Below are 20,760 nucleotides of genomic sequence, written 5' to 3'. Positions count from 1 at the left end.
CGCGCGATCACGAGCGCAGGCGGGAACGTTTTTGCTTTCCCGCGCTTTTGCCGGAAAGGAGGGCGCCATGCAGCACTTTCGGAAAATTGCGATAGGCGAGGCGGCAGAAAATGCCGTCACGGTTGGCATCGAGCAGAACGCGGACGGCAAGGTGCATGCTGCCGTCTGGTGGCCGGCGAAAGGCGACGTCGACGGAGATGAGGTCGATTATGACAGCGTCAAGGAAGCGTTCGAGGCTGCCGAGGCGGCGCGAGCGCTCCACGGTTTCGCCGAGGTCGTGGTAACCTTGCAAGACGATGTTCTTTGGCGGGATGAATGGGGCACGATTGACCCCGCGACGCTTACCGATGACGAAGCGTTCGAACTGGCGCGGGCGACCGAGGCCATGCGCGACGCTTAGGCAAGTTCCTGTTGTGCGGTAAACCACGCATAGGTTTGGGCCAGACCTTCGCGAAGCGGAATGGCAGGACGCCAGCCGAGCGCTGATATTTTATTCGCGCCCATCAGCTTTTGCGGGGTGCCGTCGGGCTTTGACAAATCGTGCTCGATGCTGCCCAAAAAACCGACGACGTCACAGATCATTTCTGCAAGCGCCAGAATGGTGAGATCGTTGCCTGAGCCGACATTGATATGTTCGGCGTCAGAATAGTGCTGGAGAATGTGGACGAGCGCGTCGGCGCAATCGTCAACATGGAGGAATTCGCGACGTGGACTGCCGGTGCCCCAGAGGATCATGCTCTGTTTGCCGCAAAGCCGCGCTTCATGGGCCTTTTTCATCAAGGCGGGAACGACATGGCTCGAATAGGGGTCGAGATTATCGCCGGGGCCGTAGAGGTTCGTCGGCATGGCGGAGATATAGTCCCGACCATATTGCGCTCGATAGGCTTCGGCGAGTTTGAGCCCCGCGATCTTGGCAAGGGCGTACCACTGATTGGTCGGCTCGAGCGGGCCGGAAAGAAGCGCCTCTTCACCGATGGGTTGAGGCGCTAAACGTGGATAGATGCAGGATGAACCCAGAAACAGCAGGCGGTCGACGCCGGCCTCATGGGCGGCGGCCATGACATTCGTTTCGATCTGGAGATTATCGAGAAGGAAATCGACCGGCTGGCGTTGATTAGCGAGAATGCCGCCGACTTTGGCTGCAGCAAGAACGATCGCATCGGGACGGCTTGCGCGAAGAAACGCTTCAACCTCGCTTTGACGCCTGAGGTCGAGCGTCGCGCGATCGACAGTGAGCGTGTGACAATCTTCTCGAGCGAGGCGCCTGACGAGCGCCGAGCCGACCATGCCGCCATGGCCTGCGATCCAGATCGTCTTGCCTTGGAGATCAAAGTGCATCGGGATGCGTTTCAAAGGTCAAGGCTGGCAGGTAACGCCATGCCGCGCGAGACGAGAAGCGACTGTCGCCTTGCGGCCTGATAGTCGTGATCCATCATTTCGGTGCAGAGCGCGCGGGCCGAGATCTCAGGCACCCAGCCGAGTTGGCGCTGGGCCTTGCTCGCATCGCCCGGAAGGCTCTCGACCTCGGCGGGGCGAAAGTACTTGGGATCGATCCGGATAACGACATCGCCGGGACGGACAGCCGGCGCGAGATCGCCGTCGACGCGGCGGACGATGCCGCGCTCCTGGCTGCCCGTGCCGATGAATTCCAGCGTAATACCGAGATCTGCCGCCGCCCAGGTGATGAAGTCTCGCACCGAGTGCTGTACGCCGGTCGCAATGACATAGTCTTCAGCTTGCTTTTGCTGCAGCATCATCCACTGCATGCGAACGTAGTCGCGGGCGTGCCCCCAATCGCGCAGCGCGTCGAGATTGCCGAGATAAAGATTGGTCTCTAGTCCAAGCGCGATATGGGCGAGAGCGCGGGTGATCTTGCGGGTCACGAAGGTTTCGCCGCGGCGCGGGCTTTCGTGATTGAAGAGGATGCCGTCGCAGGCAAAAAGGCCATAGGCTTCGCGATAGTTGACCGTGATCCAATAGGCATAGAGCTTGGCCACGGCATAAGGCGATCGCGGATAAAACGGTGTCGTCTCGTGCTGCGGCACGGTCTGGGTGAGCCCGAAGAGCTCGGAAGTGGACGCCTGGTAGAACCGCGTGTGGCGCTCGAGCCCGGCAAGGCGAATGGCTTCAAGCAGGCGCAGCGTGCCTAGCGCGTCGATGTCGGCGGTATATTCGGGCTCTTCGAAAGAGACCGCGACATGGGATTGGGCCGCAAGATTATAGATCTCGTCCGGCACGATCTTTTCGATGAGCCGCGCGACGCTGAGGGCATCGGAAAGGTCGCCGTAATGAAGGATCAGCGAGGGTTCGCTGGCGTGGCAATCCTCGTAGAGATGATCGATCCGCTGCGTGTTGAACAATGAACTGCGCCGCTTGATACCATGCACTTCATAGCCCTTTTCGAGCAGAAGTTCGGCAAGGTATGAGCCATCCTGGCCGGTAATGCCAGTAATCAGCGCTCGGCGTTTCATGGGCGATACTCGCGTGAGATCGCGTTACTGTCGGTGACTGCAGGGTAACTGCATATTGGGAATTACCGAGATTTATCTGGCGCTGACATTAGGATAATGTGCGCGCGCAAATGAGCGGTCGACGGGCGCCAGCCTTGGTTCGACAATCTAGAACAGGTCTTGCTGAGCAGGCGCGATGGGCTTGGGTTCGGCACGTTCGCCGCGCCGCTTGAGTTCGGTCGTGGCGCTGAAACGCGTGTCGAGGTCGCGGTCGCGCGACAGTTCCTCAAGGGCGTGTTCGTCCAGCATCGACCAGGGCTTGCCGCGTTCGGGGCCGGAGCGGACGCGGGGTAGGAGGCCGGGCTCGCGGCTCCAACGGATCAACTGCTCGGGGCCGACTTCGTTGAGCATGTCGCGCAGATGGTGGGCGGTGACATAGGCATCCGGCATCGCGCGATGGGCAGGAAGGCCCAGTTCATGGATAAGCCCGGCCGGCATCCGCTGATACCGGAGCATTTGATTTGAAAAGCCCTTCAAATCTGGCCAGAGGCGGAGAGCGCATTTCCAGGTGCAGATCCAGTCGGCACCGCCCGTGAAGCGTGGGGTGCAATAGCGCTGCTCGAAGGCAGCGCGGTGGGCTGAGAGCGCGATGACGCCACCGTCGGGCTGGAGGATTTCGGCTGCCATCTCTTTCCAGAACGGCGCGCCGGCGACCCATTCGTCCAAGATATGATGGATCGACATAGTTTCTGCCGAAATCGGCTTGCCCGGATTGACGAAGCGGGCAGCGCGTTCGTCCGAAAGTGCCCAGGGATTGCCGTCGACGGAAACGACATCCTGCCACCCGATCTCGCAGACATCGGTTGCCGCGTCGCCAGCGGTTTCGAGGTCGATCACGCGGATACGGCGAATGCTCACATCTTGGCTCCGGCTTTGCTGTCGCTTCAACGCATAACGGCGCCGATGGTCGCCTTGATGTTTCCACCCCGGCACGAAAACTGCGCTCGATTGCCGCAGAGGGTCTTGATATTTCGCGGCGACGCTCCAGATAATCGGCCGTGACCGGGCCCCTCTGGCGTCGGCAGCCACGCTGCCCCGCGATGTCGGATCACCTCGGCGGCGCCGCAGGGGCACCGCGTCTGGTGCCCGATCGAACGGTCTTCCGACGCGCTCCCCTCCGTGCCCCGAGTGGCACTTTGAGAGGAGTTTTAGATGCCCAAGACCAAAAGTTCTGACGACGATCTTTTCCTGCGCGGCCACCAGATCCGCGCGCTTCATGAGCTTTCCGGCCGCAACCTGCAGGCCGAAGCGGGCCGTGCCCGCGCCGGGGATTATCTCGAGGGGCTCGTGGCAGCAGCCGCCATCATCGCCCATGCCGACGGCCGCCTCGACCTCGACGAGCGGCGCAAGCTTGTCGAAGTGTTTTTGGCGAGCCCCGCCTCGGAGGGATTTTCGGTGGCCGAACTTGCCGAAGAACTCGCCGATCACATGCGCGCCTATAGCTACGATCCGCTGATTGCGCAGGATCGTGCGCTTGAAACGCTCCGGACCCTTGCTTTGACGCGGAGCGAGAGGCAAGCCATCCGCGACATCTGTCACAAGGTCATCATTGCCGATGGGCTCGTCCACCCGGTCGAACTCGGCGCGCTGCACCGCATAGAAATGGCATTCGGCATCGAAAGCACGGGCGAGGAGCGCTAAGCCATGGAGCTTCTGACGCTTGCGTTTCTCGGCCAGCCGCTCTGGATGTGGCTCGGCTTCTTCAGCCTTGTCGTTGCGCTTCTCGCCTTCGATCTCGGCGTCCTCCACAGGGACGGACACGAGATCGAAGTGCGTGAAAGCCTGATGCTCTCGGGCTTTTATATCGCCCTGGGCCTGGCCTTCGGCGGTTTCGTCTGGTGGCAGCTCGGCGCGCAATCGAGCGTTGAATACCTGACCGGCTTCGTGGTCGAAAAAAGCCTCGCCATGGACAATGTCTTCGTCATTGCCATGATCTTCGGCTACCTCGCCATCCCCCGCCACCTGCAGCACCGGGTGCTGTTCTGGGGTATCCTGGGCGTGATCGTGCTGCGCGCCATCATGATCGGTTTCGGCGCAACGCTGGTGTCCGAGTTCGGCTGGCTCCTCTATATTTTTGCGGCCTTCCTGATCTTTACCGGCGCCCGCATGCTCATGGGCGGACATGGCGAAATGGATCTCGCCAAGAACCCCGTGCTCAACTTCATGAAGAATCGCTTCAGGGTGACCGAGACACTCCATGGCGATAGGTTCTTCGTGCGCCAGGTCGATCCGGCAACAGGCAGGATGCACCGCTTCATGACGCCGCTCTTTCTGGCGCTCGTCATGATCGAGATTGCGGACGTGATCTTTGCGGTCGATTCCGTACCGGCGATTTTCGCCATCACCACCGACCCCTATATCGTCTACACCTCGAACATCTTCGCGATCCTGGGGCTTCGTGCGCTCTATTTCGCGCTTGCCGCCATTATCCACCGCTTCGCCTATCTCAAGCAGGCGCTGGCCGTGTTGCTTGTCTTTGTCGGCTCGAAGATTTTCGTGGCCGATCTCATGGGGTGGGACAAGTTTCCCGCCGAGTGGTCGCTCGGCATCACCTTCGTGATCCTCGCCAGCGGCATCGGCTACTCGCTCTGGCGCACCGCGCGAAAGGACGAGCTGGAGGCTTAGGATTGACCAGAGGGGGAGCCGGGAAACCGGCTCCCCTTCATGGGCGCGACGTCTTTCTCGCAGCGATCCCATATGCGGCCTGGTGCAGACTTGGGTGCCAGATGCTCGCCTTGCACAAGCGTTCTGGCACCGTGCGGATATGGCGCTGGACGTTGGTTATTCCACACCCATGATCTCAGCGTGGTCGTCGATATAGTTGTCGAAATGAACAGTTGTCTGGTCGGCGGTGCCGATGACGAAGGCCATTTGGGCGGGGCCGCGGAGGCGGCGCATGGGGACATGCGGCTGGTCGACGGTGCAGTAATAGTGGCCGCCGGCGAGTGTGGTGAAGGGGATGCCGCGCCAGAGGGCGGTCGAGGTCAGGTGCACGTGGCCGGCTATGACCTGGCGGATATCGGGGTGGGCCTTGAGCGCGGCGAGGAAGGGCTCGGCATCGAGAATGCGGATATCGTCGGATTCGATATGGAGCGCGTTGGCGTTGTGATGGAGGATCACGATGACGGGGCGGTCCATGGCCTCGGCAAGACGCGCCTTCAGCCAGGACATCTGCGCGTCGGTCAAAAGGCCATCGACCCGGCCGGGCTCGGAAGAGTCGAGCAGGATGATACGGTAGCCCTTGGCGTCGAAAGCCTTATCGATCTTGCCGGTCTCGGCGACGTGAGCCTGACCGAAGACGGAGAGGAAACTCTCGCGATCGTCGTGGTTCCCGAGCGTCAGGTGGACCGGAATATTGATCTTTTCGACCAGGGAATTGAAGCGTTGATAGGCAGCGGGCTGACCGAGATCGGTAAGGTCGCCGGCCAGGACGCAGAAATCGACATCGTCATAGCGGGCAGCGATGGTTTCGACCGCCCGTTCGAGCCGGGCGCCGGTGTCGAGCGTCAGGGAAAGTTGGCCTTCGGGCATGACGTGGAGGTCGCTGAGAACGATGAATTTCAGGGTCACGGTGATCCTCCCTTTAAGGCTCCGGCGCTTCTTATCCGCGTTTGATGTCAGACGGATGAGAATGACGGATTGTGGCTTGCGCGGGCCATGACCAGTTCGATCTCTTCAAGCAGAGCCGGGAGTTCGCCGGGGGTGCGTATGGTATAGCGCGGCACTTCGTGGCTGAATTCGGGAATGTGGCTGCGCTTTTTGGACCAGCTCTGCCAGATGCTGATGATACCGAGCTTGTTGGCGCCACCGATGTCGCGCTCAAGATGGTTGCCGACCATGACGATGGATTGTGCGTCGTCTGAGCCTAGATCAAGTGCGCTCATGGCCTTTTCGAACATGCGCCGATCGGGCTTTTCGCAGCCTTCGGCCTCGGAAATGACCTGAGCGTGAAAGTGGGGTTCGATGCCGTGGCCGCCGAGGATGGTGGCAAAGCTGCGGACGCGGCCGTCGGCGACGAGGGCGAGGCGATATCCCTCGCGGGTGAGCGCGTTGATCATCTCCAAGGCCCCGGGGATAAGTCCGGCTTCGACAACATAGCCTTCTGCGTCGAAGACTTCGGTGGCTTCGTTGACGAGCGTATCGCCGCTGTCGAGAAACACAGCTTTGAGAAGGGGTTGGCTTGCGCGGACCTGAGCCGCCACTTCTCTAACGCGACCGGGAATCCACGCGGCGAGATCGTCCCAGGATGAAAATTCGACCGAGGAAAGATCGAAACGCTGGGTAAAATTGAAGGACGGCAGGAAGGCGCGCGCCTGGAGGTAACGCTTGACCGCGCGGTGGTCCTCATAGGTCAGGTCATCGAGTGGGAGGCGGAACGTGTCGTTGACGAGGATGGCGCCGCGGCCGGCCAGTTCCTGACAGCTCAGCACCGTCATTTCAGCGGTCGCCAGCTGATCATCCACGGTGGCGGTGAAGGCGTGCTTGCCGGGGGCTGAAAAGAGCGTGATGCGGCCGTCTTCGAGGGGGAGGGCGCCATTGGGAAGGGTCATGGCGAAGATACCGCCATGGGCGCTGGCTTCGACGGCGATCACGGCGTCGCTTGCGTCGAGCTTGAGCCAGATGTGCTCGAGTTCATAGAGGTGCTGGATGTCCCAGTCCCACCAGATGGCATATTCGATGACCTGGGCGACGCCGGGCCCGAAGGTGATCTCGAGCGGCGCCGAGGGCGAGCGACCGGGCTTTTCGAGCACCGAAACGCCGACACGGCTCGGCAGGAAAGGCTCGTTGTCGCTGAAGCGGATGACCGGCGCGAGGCGCTGCGCCAGTTTGATTTCGGCACCGCTGGTGGCCAGGTTTGACGACGACATGAAACTTTCCTCTGACCGCGCGGGTAACTCCCATTCTTGTAATCGTTTTCAATTATCGATCGCAAGACGTGTGTGATTGAAAATTTTGAGCGCTGCTTTTTCTCCGGATTCCGATTTGGCGCTGCGTGGGGCTGCGCCTGTTGGCGGAGTATAGCGCTGCGGGCGAGGGGTGTGGATTAGTCCTCGAGCGGGATGGTCGAGGCGCGCTGGATGAGGGTGTTTTCGAGCACGGTCTGGCGCGGCGACTTGCTCGCTTCGCTCATGTGGTCGATCAGCGTCATGGCGGCGATCTGGCCCATTTCGTGGATAGGCTGGGCGATGGTCGAGAGCGTCGGGAAGGTGACGGCGGATTCGAGGACGCCGTCATAACCGAGGATCGAGAGATCGCGCGGCAGGTCGAGGCCGAGCGCGTGGGCGGCGTGCATGACGCCGATCGCCAGCATGTCGGTGGTGCCGAAGATGGCGGTGATGCCGGCGTTTTCCGTGATCATCGCGGCGCCGACCTCGCGGCCGACGTCGAAACTGGCAGTGTCGAATGGGTGAGAGAAGACGATCTCGACATCGTCGGCGAGATCTCGCGCCGCCTGGCGAATGCCGCGCACGCGTTCGCTGCCGACATCATGGCTGCCGCCGCGCTGGGCGACGCCGCCCGCGACAACGCCGATCTTGCGATGGCCAAGCTCGATCAGGTGGCGCATGCCCTGGTAGCCGCCGGAAAAATTGTCGCAAACCACTGAACTGACAGCCGCGATTTTGGGCTTCATATCGACGAAAGCGACGGAAATCCCGCGTTCGCGCAGGAGGTTGACTTGCTTTACGGTTTTGGCGGTGGTCCCTGATGGGCGGATGATGACGCCCTGCACGCGCATATCGAGCATAGTTTCGAGATAGGCCTGCTCGCGATCGGCATCGCCATTTGTCGAGCAGAGGAGCACGCGATAGCCCTGATCGAACATGGTGGTTTCAATGGCATAGGCGAGGGCGCTCGAAAACGGGGTGCGCTGCTGGCGTAGCAAGACGCCAACGATATTGGACTGCTGGGTGCGGAAGGAGCTGGCCAGGCCATTGCGGCGATAGCCGAGCGCGTCGATGGCTTTGTTGACCGCGTCGCGCACATCGGGACGCACATGGGCATAGCCATTGACCACGCGCGAGACCGTGGCGATCGACACGTCGGCGAGCTTGGCAACGTCCTTGATGGTGACCATTCGGGTAGCATTCCGTTGACGTTGAGTGCGGTCGATCGGGCTTTCCGATAGCACTCCGCTAACGTCCTGCGCCATGTCGATTTTGGTATCTTGTTTTGAAAACGTTTACAAGATAGCGTCACCAAACCGATAGATGTGGGGACTAGTCATGAGGGGCGTTGCGCACCCTCGACACGGTGAGACGTTCGGCCCAAAACCCCATCGGCCGGACCTCGGAGGATGCGAAGTGTTCATTTCGTGGGAGGGAAGCAAATGCAGAAGGATCGTTTCGGAGTAACGCGGTTGATGGCAGCATCGCTGCTCATGAGCGCAAGTGCCATGCCCGGCGCACTGGTGCTGCCGGCGCAGGCGCAGGACGCGGCCGCCAATGTCTGCGCCAGCGGCTTTACCGAGGCGCCGCAGCTCAAGGCGATGGTCGATGCAGGCACCTTGCCTCCCGTCGCCGAGCGCCTGCCGCTCGAACCGCTGGTGATCCAGCCGGCCGAAGAGGTTGGCGTCTATGGTGGCCAGTTCATCGACTCTTGGGGCGGCGGCAATATCGCCGATATCAGGCAGTTCGGCTACGAACCGCTGGTGCGCTGGAGCGTCGATGGCTCCGAAGTCGTGCCCGGCATCGCCAAGAGTTGGGATATTTCGGAGGACGCCCGCAGCTATACCTTCCACCTTCGCGAAGGCATGAAGTGGTCCGACGGCCAGCCCTTTACCGCCGATGACATCATCTTCTGGTGGGATCGCGTCGAGAACAACCCCAAGGTCATGACCGGCGGGCCGCGCGCCGAGCTCAAGAACAACGGCGCCGTGCCGACGGTGACCAAGGTCGACGACTATACTGTCACGTTTGAATACGAAGAGCCGAACGGGCTGTTCCTTCAGAACATGGCCGGACCCTATGGCCAGCGCGCCGTGCAGTTTCCCAAGCATTATATGGAGCAGTTCGATATCGACCTGAATCCCGATGGCGTGGCCGAACTGATGGCTGCCGCCGGCACGACGGATTATGCCGCCTGGTGGAAGGGCAATGTCGGGTCCTACAATGACCCTGCCCAGTTCAACGACCCCAAGCGCCCATCCGTGCATGCCTGGATCGGCACCGATACGCTGCTCGGCAAGGAGCGCGTGACCTATATCCGCAATCCTTATTACTTCGCTGTCGATCCGTCCTGCCAGCAGCTGCCCTATATCGACGAGCGCGTCTGGGCGGTGGCGGCCGATCCGGAAGTGACGCTCCTGCAGGCGATCCAGGGCCAGATCACCATGTCGCCACGCAATGTGTCGACACCGCAAAACCGCGCCGTGTTCTTCGACAATCAGCAGGCGGGCGACTATCGGCTCGTGCCGGCAACGAGCTGCGACTACAATACGGCGGTGCTCGGCTTCTCGGTGACGCATCCCGATCCGGTCAAGGCGGAGGTGTTCTCGAGCAAGGATTTCCGCGCCGGTGTCTCGCTCGCCATCAATCGCCAGGAAATCATCGACACGATCTATCTCGGCCAAGGCGAGCCCTTCCAGCCGGCGCCGCTGCCGAACTCGCCCTTCTATAATGAAAAGCTGGCCAAGGAATTCACCGAGTTCGATCTCGCCAAGGCTCAAGAGCATCTCGACAAGATCATCCCCAAGGACGCGAGCGGCGTGCGCGTCGGGCCGGACGGCAAGCCGTTCAGGTTCTCGGTCGAGATCAATGCCGACTTCAAGCCCGACACGGTCGATGCCTTCCAGCTGATCGAGCGCACATGGAAGCAGGCGGGTCTCGATGTGACGGTCAATTATCACTCGGACGAATTGTTCGGGAATGCCCGCGCCAAGCCTGACGCCGACGCGGCCGTATGGGTGGGTGAGAACGGGTGCGGTCAGCTGCCGTTGCTCAATCTCAGCCGCTTCATGAACGATTATGGCTATTGGTCGCTGGGTAACTGGTCGGGCTGGGCGGCGTGGGATGCGAAGCGCCTCAACCCCGATGCTGAACTGGCCGAAGGCGTCACGGTGGTCGAGCCGCCCGCCAATGTGCAGCGGCTTTATGAACTGCGCTCGACCATTCCAACCACGGTCGGAGACGAGCAGGCTGCGCTGATGAAGGAATTCACCGACCTCCTGGCCGAAGAGTTCCTCACCATCGGCATCGCCAACCCGGCGGGCTACTACCGTTCGGTCAAGAACAACCTGCACAACGTGCCGGCGGAACTGATCGAGGGCTGGCTCTATCCTGGTCCGGCGCCGGCGAATTTCTCGACCTTCTTCTTCAAGTAAGTTCACTCCCTGCAAGCGGGGCAGTCGCGGGACACCGCGGCTGTCCGATCTTGGAGTTTGGTGGCGTGGCGTATCCACACACTGGATGGACACCCTCCCCTTGACGGGGAGGGCTGGGGAGGGGGGCTCACGAGCTCGCAGTCCGTGGCTCCCGCACCCCCTCCCATCCTCCCCCATCAAGGGGGAGGTGCCGGCTCGGTGGACCGGAAAGCATCGTGCCAAAGCCTTGGTAGAAAGGAGATCGGGATGGGTTCATTCATGATACGGCGGATCCTTTATGCGATCCCGGCGCTCATCGCCGTGTCGCTGATCTCGTTTCTCGTCATTGCCATTCCGCCCGGCGACTATGTCACGCGCCTGGCCGAAATGTCGGCGGCGGCTGGCGACGTCATGCCGATTGCCGAGCAGGAGGCCTTGCGCAAGGCCTATGGGCTCGATCTGCCTGTGATGGTGCAATATTGGAACTGGATTTCCGGCGTCGTGCTGCGCGGGGATTTCGGCTTTTCGTTCTCGTTCAACCTGCCGGTCAAGGATGTCATCTGGCCGCGGCTGGGGCTGACCATTGTGCTCTCGGTCGCGAGCCTTCTGTTCATCTGGGTCGTCGCCATTCCCATCGGCATCTATTCAGCCGTGCGGCGCTATTCGGCCGGTGATTATCTCGCGACATTTCTGGGCTTTCTGGGCCTGGCTGTGCCGAATTTCCTCCTGGCGCTGGCAGCGATGTATATCGCCTTTGCCTGGTTCGGCGTGAATGTCGGCGGGCTCTTCTCGCCCGAATATGTCGAGGCGCCGTGGAGCTGGGGCCGTTTCGTCGATCTTCTCGGGCATCTGTGGTTGCCGATGATCGTGCTCGGCACGGCGGGCACCGCGAGCGTCATCCGGGTAATCCGCGCCAATCTGCTTGATGAGTTGCACAAGCCCTATGTCACAGCCGCGCGGGCCAAGGGGAAGGGCGAGTTCGCCCTGCTGATGAAATACCCGGTGCGGCACGCGCTCAATCCGTTCGTCTCGGGGCAGAACGACATTTTCGTCGACATCGTCTCGGGTGGGACGATCGTCGCCATCGTCATGGGGCTGCAAACGACCGGGCCGCTGCTGCTCGATGCGCTGAGGACCCAGGACATGTACATGGCCTCGAGCTTTATCCTTATGCTGAGCGTGCTGGTGGTGATCGGGACGCTGCTGAGCGACCTGCTGCTCGCCTGGCTCGATCCGCGCATTCGATATCAGCAGGGCTAAGAGGCAGTGATGAGTACCTTTGACGAAACCACCGGCCTCGTTTCTCCCGTTGCCAAGACCCATCAGCGCGGGCGCGGCTTTGATGGCCATTGGGCGCTAGTCTGGCAAAAATTTCGGCGGCATCGGTTGGGTGTGGCGGGTGGCATCGTCGTCATCCTCGCCTATCTCGTCGCAGCCATTCCCGAATTTTTGGCTCCGGTGACGCTGGAGGCCTATAACCCGGCCTATAGCTATGCGCCGCCGCAGCCGTTGCATCTGGGGCGCGACGACGGGACCGGCTGGACGTTCGGGCCGCATGTGAACGCCTATAAGTCCGAGATCGACTACAATTCGGGGCGCCGGACCTTTGTCGAGGACGAAACGCAGCCGATATATTTGGGCTTCTTTGTCGAGGGCGAGAGCTACAATCTGCTCGGCTTCATTCCGACCAATCGGCACCTCTTCGGGCCGGTGATCGAAGGGCAGCCGTTTTTCCTTTTTGGCGCTGATCGGCTGGGGCGGGATATCCTGAGCCGCACCATTCATGGCACGCGCATTTCCATGACGATCGGTCTTATCGGCGTGGCGCTGAGCCTAGTTTTCGGCATTCTGATCGGCGGAATTTCGGGGCTCTTTGGCGGGGTGACCGACAATGTCATCCAGCGCTTTATCGAATTCATCCAGTCCGTACCGGCCATTCCGCTCTGGATCGGGCTGGCAGCAGCGATCCCGGCCAGCGTGCCGCCTTTACAGGTCTATTTCCTCATCACCATCATCCTTTCGGTGCTGGGCTGGACGAGCCTGGCCCGTGTAGTGCGCGGGCGGTTTCTCGCCATGCGCAACGAGGATTTCGTCAAGGCTGCGCGGCTCGATGGCTGCGGGCCGGTGCGGATCATTTTCCGGCACATGCTGCCCAGTTTTTTGAGCCACATCATCGCAACCGTATCGCTTGCCATTCCCGGCATGATCCTTGCGGAAACGGCGCTCTCCTATCTCGGCATCGGGCTGCGGACGCCGATTGTCTCCTGGGGCGTGCTGCTGCAGGAGGCGCAGAATGTTCGCACCATTGCGTCCGCGCCCTGGCTCTTGCTGCCGGGTGTTGCGGTGGTGATCGCCGTTCTGGCGCTCAATTTCCTCGGCGATGGCCTGCGCGATGCCGCCGACCCCTATGCGGACTGAAACCATGGAAAATCTCGTCGAAATTCGCGATCTGCGCATCACCTTTGCCGGGGCCATCGACGTGGTGCCGGGGCTTGATCTTAATATTCCGGCGGGCAAGACGCTGTGCCTTGTCGGCGAAAGCGGCTGCGGCAAGTCGGTGACGGCCAAGGCCATTTTGCAGGTGATCGATCATCCAGGCCGCGTCTCGGGTGGCTCGATCAATCTGCGGCGCCCCGATGGGTCGGTGCTCGATATCGCCAAGGAAAAGCCGACCAGTTCGGTGATGCGGCAGGTGCGCGGTGGCGATATCGCGATGATCCACCAGGAGCCGATGAGCTTTCTGTCGCCGCTTTACACCATCGGCAACCAGATCAGCGAAGCGCTGATGCTGCATCGGCAGGTCAGCGAGACGGAAGCGCGAGCCGAGGGCATAAAAATGCTCGAAGAGGTCGGCATGCCCGATCCGGCGCGGCGTTATGACAGCTACACCTTTCAGCTTTCTGGTGGGCAGCGGCAACGCGCGATGATCGCCATGGCGCTGATCAACAAGCCGCGGCTCTTGATCGCCGATGAGCCGACGACGGCGCTCGATGTGACGACGCAGGCCAATATTCTGGACCTCTTGGGCGAGCTGCAACGCGAAACGGGGATGGTGGTGCTGTTCATCACCCATGATCTCGGCGTGGTTGCCGAAATCGCCGACGAGGTGGCGGTGATGTATCTGGGGCGCATCGTCGAGCGGGCGCCGGTCAAGGAACTGCTGGAGAACCCCAAGCATCCCTATACCAAGGGGCTGCTCGCCTCGATGCCGCGGCTTGACGGGGATTTCAAGGCGCCGCTGAAAGCTATTCCAGGCATGGTGCCGCCCCCGGCGCTGCGACCGGCGGGGTGCTCGTTTCATCCGCGTTGCGAATGGGCGCGCAAGGACATGTGCGGGCATGTTGCGGTGCTCGATACCGATCTGGGGCAGGGCCATATGGTGGCGTGCCACGCCTATGGGCCGCAGGCGCATAAGTTCGATCGGGTGAGCAGGGTCTCGGAGGTCGTGTCGCCAGTGCAGGGAAGGGCGCGGGCAGCGGGAAAGCCGCTGCTGAGCATCAAGAACCTGCACAAACATTTCCCTATTCGCGCCGGGTTCTTCCACCGCCAGGTGGGAGCGGTGCGGGCGGTCAACGATATCTCGCTCGATGTGTTTCCCGGCGAAACGCTGGGGCTTGTCGGCGAGAGCGGTTGCGGCAAGTCGACCCTGGGGCAGACGCTGGTGGGGCTGCATCGGGCCGACAGCGGCGCGGTGCAATTTGACAATGTGGATGTCCGGGCGGCGCGGGGAGAAAATGCCAAAAAGCTGCGGACGGATATCCGCATGGTGTTTCAGGACCCGACCGGGTCGCTCAATCCGCGGATGCGGGTGCGCGACATCATAGGGGAAGTGCTGCAGGTCAATGGCAATCATTCGCGCGCCGAGATCGAGGATAAGGTCCAAGATCTCTTGGCGCGGGTGGGGCTGAGCCCGGACTATGCCGAGCGTTATCCGCACGCCTTTTCCGGTGGCCAGCGGCAGCGCATCGCCATTGCGCGGGCGCTGGCTTCGGACCCGAAACTTGTGATTGCCGACGAGGCGGTGTCGGCGCTCGACGTGTCGGTGCAGACCCAGATCATCAACATGATGAAGGCGCTGCAGGCAGAAATGGGGCTGACCTATATTTTCGTCAGCCACGACCTCGGCGTCATCGCCAATATCAGCGACCGGGTGGCGGTGATGTATGCCGGACGGATCGTCGAACTGGGCGAAACCGACCAGATCTTCCGTAATCCACGGCACCCCTATACCGAGGCGCTATTGGCGGCCATTCCGGGGCGCGGGGCGCGCAAGAGCGGGCCGCGCATCCGGTTGACGGGGCATGTGCCGGATACGAGCGCCCCGTTGCAAGGCTGCGCATTTGCCGATCGGTGCCCCTATGCGCTCGAGGCCTGCCGGCGGATCCAACCCACGCTCAAGGGAGCGGCGGGGCATCTTGACGCCTGCATCCGGTCCGACGAATTGCGCATGCAGCCGGTTGCGCCCAAGCACACAACGGTACCAGCCTGATCGACGAAATTTCGTTTTATTGTGATTGTCGGCGTATGCAACGCCGGCTTCAAGACGTGCTGCGCGCGAAAAAATCGAAAAAATGGAATGGTAGCGGAGGAGGGATTTGAACCCCCGACACACGGATTATGATTTGGAAACGAAGCGACTTAAGTGGCTGTCGTAATACGATAATTTCCAGTCTGTGCTAGATCTGTGCTAAGTTCGCCAACCGTTCTTGCAGGGCGCCCTCAAGATGGTGCTAGTGCTTCCTGGAGCTAACGGACCGAAACTTCGTGATAACCCAGTCTACCTTTACCTCCAAACACTCGGGCGCAAAAGCCTCGAGCAATCGCGGTCATTGACGTCTGACACATCAATTGTTCTGTTGGACGAACGAACCGATCACTTGTGCATCACAACATCATGGGCGAGAGTTTTATGAGCAGCACCGCGGAGGAAGTGCACGCCCTTGGCTTCGAAACTAAACAACAACGCTGAACCACAAGTAGCAGCTGCCATTCTGCAGCTGGAGCGCGCGCTATATCATCTCGCTCTAGCAAAGCGTGACGACATAGTCGCAGTTGAAAGAGTAGATGACGTTTCGGTTCATCGAGCGGACACGGTTGAGCTCCAGGAGCAGGACAAGCATAGCATAGTCAGAGCTGGAACGGTGCTCGGCGACCGGAGCAGAGGTCTGTGGCGAACATTACAGATCTGGCTGACCCAAATGGAGGAGCGTGGAACCGCGTGCGCGAGGTACATGATAGTCACCAATGTGGTTGCTGAAGGGGCCATAGCATCCGCGCTCCGAGCATTTGCAAAGAACGAGGTCAGTATTGCTGATGTCCTTCTTACTGCGCGCACTGCGGGCAAAGGGAGAGCAGGAACCCAAATCCAAGCTTTGATAAATGAAGTGCTCGGTCGGAGCGACGATCAGCTTAGTACCCTCCTCTCGCGTGTCGAACTTGTTGAGAATGTGTCTTGGCCTGAGGCGCGCGCAATCATTGCAAATGGGTTTGCCATTGATCCAGGTGTCGATCAGCAAGTCGTAGTTCAGGGACTACTCGGCTGGATGACGGAGACACTCGTAACAGCGTGGCGCAATGGCGAAGTTGGAATGATTTCGCGAACTGCTTGCCTAAAACAAGTTCACGCCATAACGCGGCAACTCGTGCGTCAAAGACTATTGCCTCGTCCTGCCGCGGACGTCACGGTTTCAGAGGTTGAACACAGAGCCGCCCAGACCCGCGATTTTGTCGCTCGGTTAGTCGAGGTTCGTGCAGACGATGAAACTATCTTCGAGGCCGTAGAGCATTTCCTCCGGTTCAGTGCTGAGAGGTATCGTCTCGCTGCAGAGGGAGAGATTCCCGCCCGAGAATGGGTTGACCGCGGCAATCGGCTTAAACAGCGATGGCGCGGTGTTGCTCGTCAAACCGTTATCGAAGAAGTAGGCCGCTCAGAAGATGAGTTGGGACGGTTGATACTGGCTCGGACCACATTCTCGCATTATGAGCCTATTGGGCAAGATCCGTGCAACGAGCTCTATATGACTTCTGGTCACTATCATCGCCTTGCCGATGACAGCGACGTTTGGTGGACACCTTCGCGGCCGAGGCATGGCGATGCGAGCTGATCACGAAGAGCTAATACTGCGCAACGTAAGTCTCACGGCGCGGGCCTGTTGGTCTCTCAGCAGAGCCTACGCAGATAGAGGAGATGGCACTCCTCCAATGCTGATTCACTTTATTGTAGCTGGCGGCTTGTTGTTTCATCGCATGGCGGCAGCAAAGATAAGCCGAATGCAATTCGACAGCGGCCTGCTCAAGGTGGTGACCGATGAGCCTGAGTTGATTGCTGATATCCAGTCCCGAATGGAAGACAATTTTGAACGGATCGTGCACGGCTTACAGGTGGGTGTGGCCAGCGGCATCCTCGCGCGAGAACTCACGCCCTTGGGCCCCTCGTTTCGCGCGCTCGGAATGGTCTTGCCCAAAGAAATAAGAGACCTCGGTGGCCATGGTGGCGAGATCGTAGCGGCAGCAAAACGTCTCGGCCACTGGTTCTCTGACGACCCATTAGAAACAGTCGCTACCCGCCTCCGTGTGGAGTTTTGAATGAAGTTTCATATTCGTGAGTTGATTATTTGGCCTGACAACCCAGCACATGATCCCAGAATTATCGAGTTCGATACCCAGAAGGTTAACGTAATTACCGGTTGGTCCTCGACCGGAAAGTCGGCGATCACCTCGATCATCGATTATGTACTTGGCGCGGGAAAATGCGCCATCCCCGTAGGCGTTATCCGGGATAAAGCAGCTTGGTACGGTTTAACTTTAGACACTGCGATCGGCCCCGTCCGCGTCGCTCGTCGAAGACCTGATGGCAGGCAAGCCTCAGACCAGTATTGGTTGCAGCAGGGAGATGACACAGAGTCGGGAGTGGGTAACCCCCACGCTAACGCGACGACTGAAAGGGTGAAACAGCTCTTTGATGATCTTTCCGGACTGTCGAACCTAAGCCTAGAACCTGAAAGCAAATCGTTTGGTGGACGTGCAAGCTTTCGAGACATGGTGGAGTGGACCCCGTTTGACCGGACAGGCGACGGTTGGGTTTAGGCACTGAGGCGCAGGAACTCGCGTGGTGAGCGATACTTGAGCCCGGAGTGCGGGTGGACCTCACAGTAATCGTCGATCCATTCTGGCAGCAAGGCCAAGATGGTCTCGGCGTCTGGGAGGATAACGGTTGAGGCGTAGTCCCTTTTGAGGGTTTTGACGAAGGCCTCGGACATGCCGTTGCTTTGCGGGCTTCGAACCGGGGTGAAGAGCAGGTCGATGCCCAATGCCGCTGCCACCTGTGCGGTCTGCCGGGCGATATAGGCACTGCCGTTGTCCGACAGCCATTCGAGCCGGTGCGGGACCTTGAGGGTTTGGAAGCGGCGCTCGACAGCCGCGATCATCAGATCACAGACCATCTCGCCGGAGATGCCGGCATTGGCAACGGCTGACCAGGCGATGATCTCGCGGTCACAGGCGTCGATGACGAAGACGATCCGCACCACCTCTTCATTCCGGGCGTGGATCTCCAGATGATCGGAGCACCAACGGATATTGGAGCGCAGGGCAACCACAACGCCGTCGTGGGTGCGGGTGGGCCGCAGAGCTGTATGCTTTTGAAGGGTGAGCCCGTTCTGCTGCATGACCCTGAGGACACGCTTGGTGTTTACGGTGGGCTTGCCCTCCCTGCGCCGTTGCCGGTTGAGCAATGCCGTCAATCGTCGATAGCCATAGGTGGGCCGCTGGTCGATGATCGGGCGCAGCTCGGCAAGAAGGGTAACATCCTCGGGCTTGCGATATGGTCCTCTCGGCCGTGAGGGCTTGCTGGTGCGCTCAATGAGATTGGACCTGGAGACACCCAGAGTGCGGGCGATGGCGCTCATTGGGTATCGTCCTCGGGATTGCTCCATGACAGTAAGGGCGAGGTCCGTTTTTTTGGGCGGGCGAGATCCAGGGCTTCCTTGAGGATCTCGGCTTCCATCGTCTTCTTGCCAAGCATGCGCTCGAGGTCACGCACCCGCTTCTCCAGCTCGCGGACCTGCGAGGCGCCCACAACATCTTCATCGGCCTGAACGGCAGCATGGCCGCCTTCGAGCATGCGGCGCTTCCAGGCGAAAAGCTGGGACGGGGAGATGCCGGCTTGGCGGGCTACATAGGAAACGCTCATGCCAGGCTGCATGGCTTCCTCCACCAGCCGCACCTTCTCGGTTACTGACCAGCGACGGCGGCGCTGAACGGAGGTGATGACTTCGACCCGTCGAAACGGCTCGTCGGAACTCTTGGACATAGTCGTACTCATAGGCGCATGCCTATGCCTTATCGGCTATGCCGCCTGTCCGGTCAAAATGGGGTGCGCTCCACATGGCAGCGTTCAATTTCCTGCCGCAACATATCGTGGCAAATCCTCACACCATGTTTTTCAAGACGGATTCCTCCGAACATCGTGAGAAACTTCGAAATGTGTTGCCCCTCGCACTAGGCGTAATCACTAACGACGATCTTGTGCGGCGCCATACACTGCATTTGCTTTCTCAAGAATATCGCCGTCTTGAGGCCGAACTTCGTCTTCGTCGTAACGGCCTTGAGACTTGGAGAGCGAACGCGACCGGAGCGTTCTTCCGCGCTCAGGAACTAGGGCTTATACCAGCAGGCGAACCGCCGAGTAGCTTGGGGTCTTTGCTTGAGCGTCTGCAGGCTATGGTGACGGCAGCAGGTGTAGGGAGCGGCGCTGCTGGGCGTACGACTACGGCAACGCGGCGGCTTGAAACACTTAGAGAGCAGGAGCAAACGGCGAGCAAGGCGTTATCAGATAGTCGTCGGCGGCTAAAGCGCCTGCGCAGTTTACACTCTTCTGCAAGCGTATACGAAGCGGCGCTCACTGATCAGTCGGTGCGTGTACAAGGAACAGGTTGGTTTCGCCAAGCTATCGACGCAGAAAGCTGCGTACTTTGCGGTTCTAACACTCAACCCGCACGGCACAGCCTGCATGAACTCAGTGAAGCGATAACTGAGTTAGAAACGCTGTCCGCTGGGACGCGGCAAACCATGCCCGTAGTTGATCGTGAAATCATCGCCCTGGAAACCAGCGTGCTTGAGCAAGAACGACTCCTTAACGTGGCTCGCCGCACGAGGCAAGCTGCCGAGAAGGCTGACGAAATTGACGCAGGCCGCGAACAGACCCTTGAAGCGGTGTATCGTTTCATCGGTAGTACGGAACAAGCACTGGCAATGCTTGGTGATGTTGAAGGGGAGAGCGGACTTGCCGCTCAACTTGCAGATCTGAACGTCCGAATACGCCGCTTGCGGGAGGAATTGGACGAGGATGAGCGGGAGCAGCGGCACCAGGACGTTTCGAGCAAGATCTCAAGTTATGTAATCCGGTTCGTTGATAGCCTAGCAGTTGGGGGAGCTGAGGGCATTCCAGTTCTCGACTTTCGCGAACTGAACCTGCGTTTCGATCGAGAGAAGAGTAACAAACCTGATTTCCTTTGGGAGATCGGCAGCGGCGAAAATTGGATGGCCTATCATCTGGCTACCCTTATTGCTCTGCACGGCGTCTTTCTACAACGCGAACCGACGAACCCTGTGCCGACCTTTCTAGTCATTGATCAGCCCACACAAGTGTATTTTCCGAGCGATACCTTTGACAAGGCGGTAGCCGAAAACCAGGATGACAGCGATCTCGGCAGTCACACAGAGGACGACCTCGAGCGGACAAAGCGTATCTTTGCTGCCATATCACGCGCGTACAATAGTTTGGGTGGTAGGCTGCAGATAATTATCGTAGATCACGCCGACCACCATGCCTGGGAGGAGCATGACAACATTAGGCAGATTGCCAACTGGCGTGGTGATACTGATTATCTCATCCCCCGGGCATGGCTGACTGAAGATTGAAGCTTCAGGTCCTGAAGCTACCACAGGCCC

General features: G+C 60.0%; 18 protein-coding genes. 11 read left to right on the top strand and 7 right to left on the bottom strand.

The annotated features are described in order from the left end of the window. Positions 1 to 67: 67 nt before the first annotated feature. Positions 68 to 400, top strand: coding sequence for a hypothetical protein (locus VW35_RS17140; RefSeq protein WP_046870475.1), 333 nt, complete (start codon positions 68 to 70; stop codon positions 398 to 400). Here the strand turns inward: VW35_RS17140 and VW35_RS17135 are convergent. The 3 genes from VW35_RS17135 to VW35_RS17125 form a co-directional block, all read right to left on the bottom strand. Continuing rightward, positions 397 to 1,338 (bottom strand): GDP-L-fucose synthase family protein, encoded by a 942-nt coding sequence (locus VW35_RS17135; protein WP_046144307.1) that lies wholly within the window; start codon positions 1,336 to 1,338, stop codon positions 397 to 399. The two genes, VW35_RS17140 and VW35_RS17135, sit on opposite strands and share 4 nt — an antisense overlap. 11 nt (positions 1,339 to 1,349) lie before the next feature. Further along, a complete protein-coding gene (gene gmd / locus VW35_RS17130) occupies positions 1,350 to 2,471 on the bottom strand; it encodes a GDP-mannose 4,6-dehydratase (protein ID WP_046144306.1) in 1,122 nt (373 codons plus the stop codon). A gap of 147 nt (positions 2,472 to 2,618) precedes the next feature. Next, entirely contained in the window at positions 2,619 to 3,368 is a 750-nt protein-coding gene (locus VW35_RS17125) for a DNA polymerase III subunit epsilon (RefSeq protein WP_046144305.1), read from the bottom strand. Between the two features lie 294 nt (positions 3,369 to 3,662). Between VW35_RS17125 and VW35_RS17120 the strand changes: the two genes are divergently transcribed. Together VW35_RS17120 and VW35_RS17115 are read left to right on the top strand one after the other, a co-directional pair. Next, complete coding sequence (locus VW35_RS17120; RefSeq protein WP_046144304.1) at positions 3,663 to 4,151, top strand: TerB family tellurite resistance protein; 489 nt, start codon at positions 3,663 to 3,665, stop codon at positions 4,149 to 4,151. Positions 4,152 to 4,154: 3 nt separating this feature from the next. Next, positions 4,155 to 5,135, top strand: a complete 981-nt coding sequence (locus VW35_RS17115) for a TerC family protein (protein WP_046144303.1) — start codon at positions 4,155 to 4,157, stop codon at positions 5,133 to 5,135. Between the two features lie 156 nt (positions 5,136 to 5,291). On the opposite strand, the gene VW35_RS17110 is transcribed toward VW35_RS17115, so the two are convergent. From VW35_RS17110 to VW35_RS17100, 3 genes are all read right to left on the bottom strand, one after another. Next, entirely contained in the window at positions 5,292 to 6,080 is a 789-nt protein-coding gene (locus tag VW35_RS17110) for a metallophosphoesterase (RefSeq protein WP_046144302.1), read from the bottom strand. A gap of 47 nt (positions 6,081 to 6,127) precedes the next feature. Further along, the gene (locus VW35_RS17105) at positions 6,128 to 7,378 is read right to left on the bottom strand and encodes an HAD family hydrolase (RefSeq protein WP_046144301.1); all 1,251 of its coding nucleotides are present in this window, start codon (positions 7,376 to 7,378) and stop codon (positions 6,128 to 6,130) included. Positions 7,379 to 7,554: 176 nt separating this feature from the next. Further along, positions 7,555 to 8,586 (bottom strand): LacI family DNA-binding transcriptional regulator, encoded by a 1,032-nt coding sequence (locus tag VW35_RS17100; RefSeq protein ID WP_052951824.1) that lies wholly within the window; start codon positions 8,584 to 8,586, stop codon positions 7,555 to 7,557. Between the two features lie 252 nt (positions 8,587 to 8,838). Here VW35_RS17100 and VW35_RS17095 point away from each other — a divergent pair, with 252 nt between their 5' ends. From VW35_RS17095 to VW35_RS17065, 7 genes are all read left to right on the top strand, one after another. Continuing rightward, positions 8,839 to 10,830: an ABC transporter substrate-binding protein gene (locus VW35_RS17095; protein ID WP_200896910.1), complete on the top strand. Its 1,992-nt coding sequence runs from the start codon at positions 8,839 to 8,841 to the stop codon at positions 10,828 to 10,830. Positions 10,831 to 11,076: 246 nt separating this feature from the next. After that, the gene (locus VW35_RS17090) at positions 11,077 to 12,069 is read left to right on the top strand and encodes an ABC transporter permease (RefSeq protein WP_046144299.1); all 993 of its coding nucleotides are present in this window, start codon (positions 11,077 to 11,079) and stop codon (positions 12,067 to 12,069) included. A 9-nt stretch (positions 12,070 to 12,078) separates the two neighbouring features. Continuing rightward, positions 12,079 to 13,227, top strand: a complete 1,149-nt coding sequence (locus VW35_RS17085) for an ABC transporter permease (RefSeq protein ID WP_083982965.1) — start codon at positions 12,079 to 12,081, stop codon at positions 13,225 to 13,227. Between the two features lie 4 nt (positions 13,228 to 13,231). Continuing rightward, complete coding sequence (locus VW35_RS17080; protein WP_046144539.1) at positions 13,232 to 15,298, top strand: ABC transporter ATP-binding protein; 2,067 nt, start codon at positions 13,232 to 13,234, stop codon at positions 15,296 to 15,298. Positions 15,299 to 16,040: 742 nt separating this feature from the next. Then, a complete protein-coding gene (locus VW35_RS17075) occupies positions 16,041 to 16,913 on the top strand; it encodes an ABC-three component system protein (RefSeq protein ID WP_152662646.1) in 873 nt (290 codons plus the stop codon). After that, on the top strand, positions 16,858 to 17,394 hold the full coding sequence (locus VW35_RS17070; RefSeq protein WP_342017640.1) for a three component ABC system middle component: 537 nt from the start codon (positions 16,858 to 16,860) through the stop codon (positions 17,392 to 17,394). Before VW35_RS17075 ends, VW35_RS17070 begins: the two co-directional genes overlap by 56 nt. Beyond that, a complete protein-coding gene (locus tag VW35_RS17065; protein WP_046144296.1) occupies positions 17,395 to 17,895 on the top strand; it encodes a hypothetical protein in 501 nt (166 codons plus the stop codon). On the opposite strand, the gene VW35_RS17060 is transcribed toward VW35_RS17065, so the two are convergent. Further along, a protein-coding gene (locus VW35_RS17060; protein ID WP_152662645.1) for an IS3 family transposase occupies positions 17,892 to 19,120 on the bottom strand; the annotation gives its coding sequence in 2 pieces (ribosomal slippage) (positions 17,892 to 18,772 and positions 18,772 to 19,120; 1,230 coding nt in all). The genes VW35_RS17065 and VW35_RS17060 overlap by 4 nt on opposite strands. 74 nt (positions 19,121 to 19,194) lie before the next feature. Between VW35_RS17060 and VW35_RS21115 the strand changes: the two genes are divergently transcribed. After that, positions 19,195 to 20,730, top strand: a complete 1,536-nt coding sequence (locus VW35_RS21115) for a DUF3732 domain-containing protein (protein ID WP_046144293.1) — start codon at positions 19,195 to 19,197, stop codon at positions 20,728 to 20,730. The last annotated feature ends 30 nt before the right edge of the window (positions 20,731 to 20,760 follow it).

It is taken from the genome of Devosia soli (assembly GCF_000970455.1).
GTDB lineage: Bacteria > Pseudomonadota > Alphaproteobacteria > Rhizobiales > Devosiaceae > Devosia > Devosia soli.
This window is presented reverse-complemented; position numbering and strand designations above follow the sequence as displayed.